The sequence below is a fragment of the Photobacterium satsumensis genome (assembly GCF_050336935.1).
Taxonomy (GTDB): Bacteria; Pseudomonadota; Gammaproteobacteria; order Enterobacterales; family Vibrionaceae; genus Photobacterium; species Photobacterium satsumensis.
Genome location: NZ_JAKJSK010000006.1, coordinates 1,218,589 through 1,230,295 on the forward strand (window position 1 = coordinate 1,218,589; position 11,707 = coordinate 1,230,295).

Here is an 11,707-nt window from a genome sequence, read left to right on the forward strand (position 1 = left end):
CGTTACCCTTCACTCTCTTCATAGAGTGCCCAATGTTGCTGCCGTATTCGGGCCATGAAATGCCGTAGGTCTTGCTCCAGAGGCCGGTCTTCTCTGACAAACTCAAATTCGCTCAACACTAATTCATGCATGGTTTTCATTGCCAAACTCATATGATTATCATCAAGCTGATCATGAATTTTACGCAGCTCTAAGGCTTGAGTTGCAGCCAAAAGTGAAGCTGATGCGACTTGCTCTGTTAACTCAAGAACCCGCAAGCAATCCCGCGAAGCGATCGTCCCCATACTGACTTTGTCTTGGTTATGACATTCAGTAGAGCGGGAGAACACACTGGCTGGCATCGTGTGTTTAAGCGCCTCTGCCGTCCAGGCTGAGATACCAATTTGCACGGCTTTAAAACCATGGTTAATCGGTTTCCGCTCACCTTCTGCTCCCGACAGGTTGAACGGCAGGCCGTTGTTAAACTTATAATCCATCAGCTGGGCCATTTGCCTATCCAGCAAGTCGGCAATATTGGCAATCCCCGTTTTTAGGGTATCCATCGCCATGGCAATATGACCACCGTAAAAATGGCCGCCGTGAAGCACACGTTCATTATCACCATCAATGATTGGGTTATCGTTGGCACTGTTAAGCTCATTCTCAATGAGTTGGCGTAGCCATGGCAGGCTGTCTTGCACAGCACCAATAACATGTGGTGCACAGCGAAGCGAGTAACGGTCTTGCAAGCGATCACTGTTGCTTGGCGGCCTCTCGGCCTGGAGGTCGGCTCTTAGCCACTGGGCAATTTTCTGCTGCCCTGGATGCGGTTTAACTGCAAATAAAGCTTCGTCAAAATGGAAATCATTTCCTTGCATCCCAAGTGATACCATCGCCGTGATCCGGGTTGATAGCTGCACAAGATACTCAGCACGCTTGTAAGCAAGGCAAGCCAAAGCCGTCATTACCGATGTACCATTCATCAACGCCAAACCTTCTTTGGGTTTTAGCTTAATCGGTACGATCCCCAATTCGGCGTAAACGGCAGACGTCGGTTTGCTCTCCCCTTGATAAATCACTTCACGCTCGCCTATCAGCGCAGCTGCCAAATAAGACAGCGGGGTAAGATCGCCACTCGCACCAACCGACCCCTCCTGAGGAATACGCGGGGTAATGTCCTTATTTATCAACGTCACGATTTGATTAAGCAATTCATGGGTAACACCCGATACCCCTTGCGATAATGAACATAAACGTGTCGCCAATACTGCCCTTGCTTGCTGATGGTTTAAATCATCCCCCAAACCACAGCCATGGAAACGGGTCAGATGCAGAGGCAACTCATCCACAAGGTTTGGAGGAATAGCAACAGTACAGGAATCTCCGTATCCGGTTGTTACTCCATAGATGACCCCTTCATCTTTCAACAAGCGCTCTAAAAAAGCGACACCTCGATCAATCTTTGCCTTGAACTCTTGACTATGATTCATCTCGGCTGAAGCACCATTTGCCACAGCCTCGACATCTTCTATCGTCAGGCGCTCTGCGCCAAATTTAACGATTTTCTGTACTTTTTCTTGCATTACGGTTCTCACTTAACTGCCAGAAATTGAAAAAATTAAACCACTGCAAAGGTGCCTGAAGGGTGTATGCCTCCAAACGCTTGGCGTATTGGTTTACAACGGCAGTTAAAGCCTGCTCTCTTTGTAGACGTGGCAAATGTATCTGGTCACTGAATGGTTCTAAATAAACGTTGAAGTGTGGAGGTGACTGCTGTTCATCCCTCAGGCCAAACAACAGGTATACAGGCGCTTTAAGAACAGCGCTCAACATAAAGGGCCCCTGAGGGAACGGGGCTGGGTGGCCTAAGAAGTCAGCCCATACCACCCGCTGCTCTTTCGTTACCGAAGTCCGATCTCCAACAATGACTACCCACTCCCCTTGCTCCAATTTCTGTTGCAACAAAATAGCGGTATCCGCTCCTAGCTGATTCACTTGGATAAGGTTTAATTCAGACTCTGAGTTCACTGCTTTCATCACAGTGTTAAAACGCTCAGCATGTTCTGTAAATACAAGGGCATTGATTTTGACATTGTCATATTGACGACCGAGAGCCCGGCATAATTCTAAATTACCCAGGTGTGACCCAATCACCACAATGCCTTGCTTGCTGGCAGTCAATTGCTCGAAATGTTCTTTGCCATGGATAGTTAAGTCATCAAATGAAAAATCTCCACGCCAGGCAGCAAGCTTATCTAACATGGTATGCCCGAAAGAAAGTAAGTGACGATAACTATTCAGGTTACTCGGCAGCTCATAGCCTTGAGATTGGGCGTACTCTTCAAGGCGCCCAAGATATTCTTCCGAGGCCAGACGCGCGGCTTTGCCCGTTTTGTAGTAATACGCAATGACTGGCTTGAGCAACAAATTAAACGCACCCCGGCCGAGCACTGAATAAACGAAAAGTAAAAGCTTAATACCTAGCAAGGTGCCACGCTCACTATGCGTTGACCAATGATGTTCTTGTCGTTTCTTCCGCTTCAGGAGCGAAGGGATCCTCGATAACATGCCGAAAAACAAGCGTGTATGCATAGCACTAATTTTGACATTGTCTTTGAAACTGTCGAAATGGGAGATACCGCCTTCCGGGTAAATGACCTTGGTAGGAATAAACCGAATATCACACTCGGACCAATACATACGGACCATGATTTCAACATCGAAATCCATCCTGCGCCCAATGGCTGGGTGCTTTTCAAGCACCCCAATCGTCTTACCAATCGGGTATGACCGAAAGCCACACATACTGTCTTTTATATCCAGCGACAGGGTCTCTATCCATACCCAGACATGAGTAAGATAGCGGCCATAGAGCCTAGATTTAGGGACAGATTCATCATAGATAGGCTGACCCGACACAAGGGCAGTCAGGTTAGAAGACGACTCATTAATTAAGGTCGTTAATGCACTTAGATCATGCTGACCATCGGCATCAATTTGGATAGCATGAGTGAAACTCCTGCGGAATGCTTCATAAAGCCCAGCAATAACGGCTCCCCCTTTACCCTGATTTTCCTTTAAAGTGAAAACCGTAACATTGTCCCTTTCGGATTGAGCCGCCAGATAGGCTTTCGTTTTTTCATCACTGCCATCATCAACAATAATCACGGGGTAACGATAAGGGAGCAACGCATCAACCACCCCTTTTACCGTGGCACCATGATTAAAACATGGGATCAAAAAACAAGGATGAAAAGTCGTCATAACGCCACTGCCAATGCAATCCGCCCAGATGAATGGGTCACTAAGTTACCTTCATCGTCTGACGTATAGCGAAAATGTAATTTCGCTTTTTCACTATTCCAAGAAAGGGCTAGCTGTACATCTTGATTCGGCTGAATAGGTTCTTGAAATTTAATGACGTCCATGCCAGCAAAAACCGTTGGAGTACCCAAAATGCGCTGACTGAAATACACAGCCCAATCAATCTGAGTGACCCCAGGCAATATAGGATAAGAAGGAAAGTGCCCTTCAAAACCGGTAAGTTGAGGATCAATTCGCAGTACAAGTTCTGCACTGTCACCGTCCTGGTACTGTGAAATTACTGTGGGCTTACTTTGTGGGCTATTCATATTGCCGTCTCACTTATCTTCCTTGCTATTCGGTGAATTCGTCACTAAACAGCTGCTGTAACTCTCTAACTTGATATTTACCTTGGCTATTTTGTGGCATTTCATCAACAACCCTAAAGCGCCGAGGGATCCCCACCGGTTCCACCCATTGCCTCAGTGCTTGTCGAACAGCAAGTCCAAATTGCCCTCGGCCCAGCAGGGCGAGTTTCTGCTTCCCCTCTTGGTTCAAGGTAATAACGGTGGCGAGGGCTAATCGGCTTGTAGAAGGCAGAGCAAGTACAACCGCTTCTTCAATCCATTCTAATTGACAAAGATGACGTTCGACTTCCGCCAGAGAAATGCGTTTTTCTTCTACTTTTACGACCCGATCACTTCTGCCCTTCACAACAAAATGGTTATCACCCAAGAGCTGGCACAGGTCGCTCGTTTGATACCAGTCATCCAATTCAATGTAGGGAGAACGAAGACGCAGACAACCATCAACGTTTAAAGCAATATCGATAACGTCAAATCGTTTCCAAGGCGTATCTATGGCTTGCTGCTGCCGATAGCCGATCCCGCCCGTTTCAGTACTTCCAAAAACTTCAATTGGCCGTTGACCAAAGGAGGCACAGTTCTGCTGGACAGTATCAAAACTCAGTGGACCACCCGATGAAAAAATAGCGCGAAAAGGTTCTGTGACCGGCTGGGCATCTAAGCGCTTGAGTAGCGCAGGGCTGGTGATCAACACAGTATCTTTGCTCGACGCAGCGACAACTTGCTCAGGGTAGCTGCAATCGTGTCGGCTAAATTGACGACCCGCACAAAGCGGCCACAACACCCGAAATAGCATTCCGTAGATATGTTGGTGAGAGACAGTGCTAATTACCGAAGTCTCGCTCAATTGCCTTCCCCATGTTTTCTCGAGGTGGCATATTTCTGCATCAATATTGGCGAGTGACTTGGTAATCGCTTTTGGCTTACCGCTCGACCCAGAGGTGAACAGTATCAATTTTAACTGACTCAGCGACTGAGAAGGTATGTCAGAGGCAGCGGAAAGCACAACCCGCTCTTGGGCAGGCAGCAACTGTTGATGCACATCCAAAGGCATCTTTGAAGGCTTGTCGTGTAACAACGCCTCAAAATGTCCCGCAATCTCGTCCAATGCCGCAGGTTGTCGGTTACCGGGCAGCACCATATCTTTACCCGCTTGTGCTAAAGCGATGAAAGCAACAGCAAAATGATAGCTGTCGTCGAAACACAGTGCCCATTTTTGATAGCTTGATGCCACCAAAATGGATTTGAGCGCCTGCACCTCGAGGCGAAACTGTGACCAATCGATAATGCTATCGCTATCACCAGCCACTAATACATGATCCGAGTGACCGGAAGTTATTAGTGCTGACAAGGAGCAAAAACCTGGTTTAGATAAACTCGTGCGGTTAATTTGTTGGGTATTCATCCTGATTCCATCACCCTGCTCAGTGGGCACAATCCCTTTCTTTAATGACTATCCTTCGCCTAACTAGCCACTCTCCGCCAAACAACAACCCTGCCAGTAAATAACTCACAAGACCGTTGTAGAGTGTCCAGATTGATAACGGCATAAAGCACGTTGCCAACGCGATAAGCCCATTAATAACGAAATAGCCACACCACACTTTGGTTACATTGCGCGTATATTTCACACCGTTCGGCGGTAAATTGGGATGCTGAAGTCGCGCTAATCGCTCAATAAGCGTTTGCTTCTGCCAAAGGCTGGTAGCAAACACACTGAGCATTGCGGCATTGACCACTACTGGGTATATAGTCAGCCAACCTTGCTCCCGGAAGACACTGCCGAGGATGGCCAGTACCACACCGGCGCCTCCAGTCAGCAATGCAAGATACCGTTGCTCTCGCAATGGCAGCTTCGATCCGAGAAAAAAACGTAATGCAAATATTGCTATCAATAAACCGGCGACGGCGGTTAACCCCCAATGGCGAATACCGAAATAAATCGCAAATGGATAGGTAAATAGTACAGCCGCCGTTACTGCAGTAAGCCAGCGCATCAAGCTTGCTGCAAGAGTTCGGCTACTGAATCAACAACATCATCGACGGTACGTACCGATTTAAATTCTTCAGGCTTTATTTTCTTGCCTGTTGCATTTTGCAGGTAAACAACCAGATCAACCGCATCAATGCTGTCGAGATCAAGCTCCTGATAAAGGTTTGCTTCAGGCGTAATATCACTGGCATCAAGTTCAAAGAGCTCGACAAGTGCATCACGTACTTGCTCAAATACTTCACTACGATTAACTTCACTCATACACTCACTCGTCCACTGTCTTTAAGCTTTATTCAGAGATATAAAATTGGCGAGATTGGCCACGGAAGCAAAGTGCTCTCTCGTCTTAGAGTCGTCGGCATCAATCACAATGTTGTAATTTTTCTTGATCGCCAACCCAAGCTCGAGAGCATCAATTGAGTCTAGGCCAAGCCCGTCTCCGAAAAGAGGAGCTTGAGTCTCGATATCATCAACTGATAAGTCTTCAAGGTTTAACGCTTCAATAATGAGTTCTTTGAGTTCTATATGTAATGATTCCACAATAACCTTCTTTTTTAATAGTGAGTTATATTTGTTTCCTAATTAGGAAAAAGAACATCCGCCAGATGGCGATTTAGCTGCCTAGCCGCCGCTGTTGGAGACTGACCATCGCGAATAAACTGATCAATGTTGATTTTCTCCTGAACTTCAACATGAAAAAATGGTTTTGTATCGGGTACTTGGTACCATTTCGCTTGCTTTGTTAAAAAGCTTGGCTCAACCTTTATATGTATTAATCTCAGGTCTGCCTGAGAACGAACTGCAATTTGTGCTGCCCCCCGTTGTAAATAGGGGTCTAGCCCGGGAGTCGTTCTCGTTCCTTCAGGAAAAATCAACAACACATTGCCATCATTCAACCTGGTACTGCATGCTTCCAATAAACTTTCTGGATTGACATTCGGAATATAACCAGCCGCTTTTACGATTCCTTTTATAAACGGGTTCTGCCAGATAGCGGCTTTTACAATGCAGTCACACTGAGGGAGGCATGAGCCAATAAGCACGTAATCAATAAGGCTAGGGTGGTTAGCAACAATTAAGCAGTTTTCATCTTTCTGTAAGCTATCAGCGCCCACAATTTGATAATCAATCGCTCCAGAGAACCGCATCAACTTGCTAAACATGTCAAACGATCGTTGAATAACCTTCTGTACTTTCAACTCACGTTTCGTCCGATCCTTTACAGACCATGTCACCAGCGGAAAAACAATAAAGGTCAGGCATAAAGCGCCAATACCAAATATTGAAAAACACAAACCAGTAGCGATAATGCGCCAGGTTTTACCGATTCGATGTGCAATTGAACCCAAAACAGTAACCTCCCTCATCGCCTAACGCGTCCAAAACCAGCTTTTTCGTCGCCCTAGCACTTGCCACGACGTTTCTTCACAAGCCAAATTGGCAATCACAGCCAAGGTTTGTGGAAGCTTTGGTACTGTGTTTTCAGTTTGAATAGTATTAACCGATTGCCAAGAGAGTTGGCATTGCTGTCCAGAAGTTACCACCATGCCTAGCGCAAAAGCTTGATGGTCAACGACATCAAACTCGCCGTATGGGGATGGTAGTGGTTCATCAAAATCAACGACCAAAACTCGGTGTTCAGGATATTCTGACAAATATGCTGCCGCTTCAATGAGCGCAGAATGCAAAGAGTGCTCTCCCGCCGCTAACGATGTTGCTGGGATAGCCTGCTTCTTCACTATGGTATACAGGCCAGCGGCCGTATTATGTACCGATTGTGAAAAGGCCATTGGCGATGCATCATTCCCCTGCAAGATATCCGTCAGTATATTGACGGTTCGGTGTAGTTCACCATGCCGACTAGAAAAAACAATAAAGTCGACATCATTATTTTTAGACAGTGAGAGAGCGGTTTGAATCGCAAGCTTACACAACACGCTCATACGTCGTCGAAATATAGTAGGAATTTCGTCAACGGGTAATGGTGTGGTTGCTTCTGGCCACTCTTGATTAGCCAAGGACCATGAACGCCACAACTCTTTACTTACTAAGCTAGGTGAGAGTGCCAACCAAGCATCAATATTAAAATGTATATAATTCATCATCCCTGCGTCTTACATTTCTCATCTGAATGTTAACTGATACACAATCCATGTGTTGAAACATCATAATATCAAAAAATGATTTTTGGTATATGTTATCTCACTATTTTGAAATTTTGTTCTTATAAACAATAGATTTATCGAATAGATAACATGAGATGCATGACTTGACTCAGTGTTACTATTCAGCACATTTGACTAATTAACAAAATTTAAAATACATACATCACGGCACCCCACTCGTTTTCCGCTATCAACTATATACAAAATACCAAGAAAAAACTATTTTATATCAGTAACATAGGAGCGATTCTTACCCCGATCACAATTGGTAGAACGAGCAGTACCTGCATACGGTAAGTGCAGCTGACATCGATGATTTTTTATACAGCAAGACTTTTAATTGCAATAAGAAATATATGATACTTGATCTGAATTATTACCATAATTATGACAACAGGACTTGAAATATTCTGATAGTTTAATACAGAATATCATTGAGCCTGATCTATAAGGGTTTAGATCAATAACGGATTATTACCAAAAGTAGTTGGATAGCTTGTGACCTCTTATCAAAACGATCCATTCAATGCACTAGAAGCAAAAACTGAAGCGCAAAAACTGGCTTTTGCTCCAATTGTATTTCATACAGCACGTACTTTACGTGATTTAGGTATTTTATCAGCCCTCGATAATGCAGGAAAAAAAGGTTTAAATGCTGAAGAAGTATCATCTGAAACTGGCATATCAGAATACGGTGCAAAGGTATTGCTAGACATGGCTCTAAGCGCACACATCGTTACATGGAATAAACCAAGGTATTATTTAGCTAACCTTGGGTATTTTATTACTAATGATGGTATGACCAAGGCCAACATGGATTTCACTGCTGATGTTTGCTATGCAGCGATGATGCACCTAACAGAAGCCATCGAAGAAGGAAAGCCTGCGGGGTTGAAAGAGCTTGGGGATTGGCCAACTATCTATGAAGGGCTTTCTCGTTTACCCTCTAAAGCTAAGAATAGCTGGTTTAATTTTGACCATTTCTATTCAGATCGCTCATTCCCATTGCTGGTAGAGAAAATCTTCAAAGATAAACCAAAGAAGATTTTTGATATCGGAGGTAATACCGGTAAATGGGCAATTCAATGCTGCGAGTATGACGCTGATGTTGAAGTAACGATCATTGATTTACCGCAACAGATCGATATGGCCATGACAAACGCAGCCGAGAAAGGGCTATCGAATCGAATACAAGGTTATCCCGCAAATATGCTCAACCCAGAGCAATCGCTTCCTAATGGTGCTGACGTATGGTGGATGAGCCAATTTCTTGATTGTTTCTCGCCAATGGAAATCCTGAGGATCCTTAAGCTCGTTAGAAAGTCGATGGCTAGTGACGCGAAAGTTTATATTCTTGAGTTATTCTGGGATAACCAACAATATGATGCAGCAGCTTACAGCCTAAATGCTACGTCACTTTACTTCACCTGCCTTGCTAACGGCAACAGTCGCTTCTACCGTAGCGATGATTTCCTTGAAGTGGTCAATGAAGCAGGCTTTGAAGTCGTCAACCGCACAGACCATATTGGCCTAGGGCATACCTTACTCGAATTAAAAGGCGTTTAATTAAAAAGCGTTTAATATAGGCGTTACGCCACCAGCAGGCTCCATACGCGCTACCTCAAAATCAGGGGTGGCGCTTTCTAACCAATTAACAAGACGCGATTGATTGGCAGGAAAGTCACGAGTTATCCCTCTTGCATGCGCACATTGGCTAAGCTGCCAAAATTCTTTCTCTCCATTTAGTTGGGTATAGATCTCATAGCCAAACGAAATTGGGATGATCTTATCTTCCTCACAATGCACAACTAACGTTTTGGCTATTGGAATTTGGCTAATCACAGGCTTAGCAGCATACTGATCACGCATTAATATTTCCGAAATCCATGAATACAACTTACCAAGAAAATTTTGCTGAAGCACATGATCAGTCACTTCAATATAGCTGATAAACGATGAATCAATGATCACACCATCAAGGTCAATAGGCTGTTCGACCCAAGCTCGAAGAAATACGTTTCCGCCTGTCGAAGTTGCGATTATAAACGTGGGTAAACCGAGATCCCTTTTAAGGCGAGAAGTCAGCTTAAGAACAGACTTCGAATCAGCATACAACGCTTTATCTGTCGCGGCTCCAGACGAAAAGCCAAACCCTGAATAGTCAAAAACCATAACATGGTAACCATGCTCTACCAGCCAGTCGACCTTTTCTTTTGTTTCCCCAAGATGCCCACTATTGCCATGAAAATGGACGACAATGCCTTTTGGCTCACCTGTTTTAGCCGGCAACCATACATACGCAATGTCATTACCGGAGCTTGAATGTAACCATTGAACATCCGCATTAGCCTTTCCTCCACCTGAAGGATAATAAAAAAAGGAGTTAGAGCATGACTGTAAAAAAAGGCTTAAAACGATAACAACCGGGACGACAACTTTATACATACTTCCCCTCCATTTATGTTAAAACTACACAGTCAAGAGAAAAAGAAATGTTTCATAGGTGAGACAATTTATAAATGATGAATAGCAGTGCTGCATGACTACTCTCTAGAACAACATCAAGCTCTATCCCTCTTTACATCTCACCAACAGCGCTATAGCTTGTAGGCACACCGCACCAGCAAGGAACATTGAATGAACAAGGAATTACGCCATCAGTGCCACACCGTCCTGCCAGGCAACCAAGATGAGTCGCCGGCGGAACACTTTATGAAAATGGCACAGTGGTGCGAACAACACGGCATCAAACATGATGTTTACGGTGAGGGAGAGTTAATACAAACCTTCGAACAGAAAATCGCAGATCTCTTAGGGTTTGAAGCCGGCCTCTTTGTTATCAGCGGTACAATGGCTCAGGCCACCGCCCTTGAATTAGTATGTCGTCAAAAGCGCAATCCCATCGTCGCTATGCATGAATCGAGTCATATCACCCGGTTTGAAAGGCAGGGCTACCAACTACAAAACCGCTTTAACACCTTGCCTATCGGTAATGCGTTTAGGCCCTGGACACTAACAGATCTGCAGGCTTGGCCCGATGAAATATCTGCCGCCTTGTACGAGCTACCGATGCGAGAGTTAGGCGGCCAACTCCCGTCATGGAGTGAACTGAAGGAAATAAAGCAATACTGCCAACTACAGAATATCCATTTACACATGGATGGTGCCCGCCTATGGGAAACCGCAGCGTATTACCAAAAATCTTATCAGGAAATCGCCCACGGCTTTAACAGCGCCTATGTGTCTTTGTATAAAGGTGTGAACGGACTTGGTGGTTCCATGTTGCTAGGTGATAAGGCATTTATTGAGTTAGCAAGCATGTGGATGAAAAGACAAGGTGGTAATGTATACCATCGCACCCCCTATGTTGTCTCTGCGGCGATGCAGTTTGATGAACGCATCGCGATGATGCCCGCCTTGTTCGAGAGAACCCAGCAAATCTATTCACTGTTATCGGAATTCCCGCAACTTGCTGCTAACCCAACCCAGCCACAATGCAATATGCTTCACTTAATCCTGCCGCTAAACTATGAACGCGCTGTAAAACTCTGTGAGGACCTCGCTGTTGAAAAAGGGATTTGGCTAGGTAACCCACAAGTTGCCCAGCACCCTACCCACTCAGTGATTGAATGGTATATCGGGGACAATTTACTCAATATCCCTGATGATCACCTCAGGGACATATTCCAGTATATTGTCGATCAATCGGAGCGTTACTAAACGGACTACTGTTGATGATGACAGTCCATGGAATAGCTATATTCAATCACAAGGTTTCACTTTGTACTGGGTAACGCCATGGCTATCGTCATCAACTTGCTAATTCTCTTACTAGCACTCCTTTAAACAGCATTTAATCAGCAGTCATGTCCTTTCTTCGTGCTTAGGCTCAAATTGATAAA

12 protein-coding genes are annotated in these 11,707 nt (G+C 44.9%); 2 read left to right on the forward strand and 10 right to left on the reverse strand.

What is annotated here, in order from left to right; genetic code table 11:
* Nucleotides 1-2 precede the first annotated feature (2 nt).
* From L4D79_RS05710 to L4D79_RS05750, 9 genes are read right to left on the reverse strand one after another with little or no spacing between them, the layout of a single operon-like run.
* A complete protein-coding gene (locus L4D79_RS05710) occupies nucleotides 3-1,562 on the reverse strand; it encodes an HAL/PAL/TAL family ammonia-lyase (RefSeq protein WP_428648553.1) in 1,560 nt (519 codons plus the stop codon).
* A complete protein-coding gene (locus L4D79_RS05715; RefSeq protein ID WP_428648555.1) occupies nucleotides 1,534-3,243 on the reverse strand; it encodes a glycosyltransferase family 2 protein in 1,710 nt (569 codons plus the stop codon). The genes L4D79_RS05710 and L4D79_RS05715 overlap by 29 nt, the downstream gene beginning before the upstream one ends.
* Nucleotides 3,240-3,611: an ApeI family dehydratase gene (locus tag L4D79_RS05720; protein WP_428648558.1), complete on the reverse strand. Its 372-nt coding sequence runs from the start codon at nucleotides 3,609-3,611 to the stop codon at nucleotides 3,240-3,242. Before L4D79_RS05720 ends, L4D79_RS05715 begins: the two co-directional genes overlap by 4 nt.
* A gap of 25 nt (nucleotides 3,612-3,636) precedes the next feature.
* Nucleotides 3,637-5,052, reverse strand: a complete 1,416-nt coding sequence (locus L4D79_RS05725; protein WP_428648561.1) for an AMP-binding protein — start codon at nucleotides 5,050-5,052, stop codon at nucleotides 3,637-3,639.
* Nucleotides 5,053-5,071: 19 nt separating this feature from the next.
* Nucleotides 5,072-5,644, reverse strand: a complete 573-nt coding sequence (locus L4D79_RS05730) for a COG4648 family protein (protein ID WP_428648564.1) — start codon at nucleotides 5,642-5,644, stop codon at nucleotides 5,072-5,074.
* Complete coding sequence (locus tag L4D79_RS05735; protein ID WP_428648567.1) at nucleotides 5,644-5,901, reverse strand: acyl carrier protein; 258 nt, start codon at nucleotides 5,899-5,901, stop codon at nucleotides 5,644-5,646. The genes L4D79_RS05730 and L4D79_RS05735 overlap by 1 nt, the downstream gene beginning before the upstream one ends.
* 21 nt (nucleotides 5,902-5,922) lie before the next feature.
* Nucleotides 5,923-6,180, reverse strand: coding sequence for a phosphopantetheine-binding protein (locus tag L4D79_RS05740; protein WP_428648570.1), 258 nt, complete (start codon nucleotides 6,178-6,180; stop codon nucleotides 5,923-5,925).
* Nucleotides 6,181-6,218: 38 nt separating this feature from the next.
* Nucleotides 6,219-6,989, reverse strand: coding sequence for a lysophospholipid acyltransferase family protein (locus L4D79_RS05745; protein ID WP_428648573.1), 771 nt, complete (start codon nucleotides 6,987-6,989; stop codon nucleotides 6,219-6,221).
* 21 nt (nucleotides 6,990-7,010) lie between these two features.
* A complete protein-coding gene (locus L4D79_RS05750) occupies nucleotides 7,011-7,745 on the reverse strand; it encodes a beta-ketoacyl synthase chain length factor (RefSeq protein ID WP_428648576.1) in 735 nt (244 codons plus the stop codon).
* Between the two features lie 558 nt (nucleotides 7,746-8,303).
* Here L4D79_RS05750 and L4D79_RS05755 point away from each other — a divergent pair.
* Nucleotides 8,304-9,371, forward strand: a complete 1,068-nt coding sequence (locus L4D79_RS05755) for a methyltransferase (protein ID WP_428648579.1) — start codon at nucleotides 8,304-8,306, stop codon at nucleotides 9,369-9,371.
* Here L4D79_RS05755 and L4D79_RS05760 read toward each other — a convergent pair whose 3' ends face one another.
* Complete coding sequence (locus L4D79_RS05760; protein WP_428648582.1) at nucleotides 9,372-10,250, reverse strand: alpha/beta hydrolase; 879 nt, start codon at nucleotides 10,248-10,250, stop codon at nucleotides 9,372-9,374.
* A 192-nt stretch (nucleotides 10,251-10,442) separates the two neighbouring features.
* Here L4D79_RS05760 and L4D79_RS05765 point away from each other — a divergent pair, with 192 nt between their 5' ends.
* Nucleotides 10,443-11,525 (forward strand): threonine aldolase family protein, encoded by a 1,083-nt coding sequence (locus L4D79_RS05765; RefSeq protein WP_428648585.1) that lies wholly within the window; start codon nucleotides 10,443-10,445, stop codon nucleotides 11,523-11,525.
* Nucleotides 11,526-11,707: the final 182 nt, after the last annotated feature.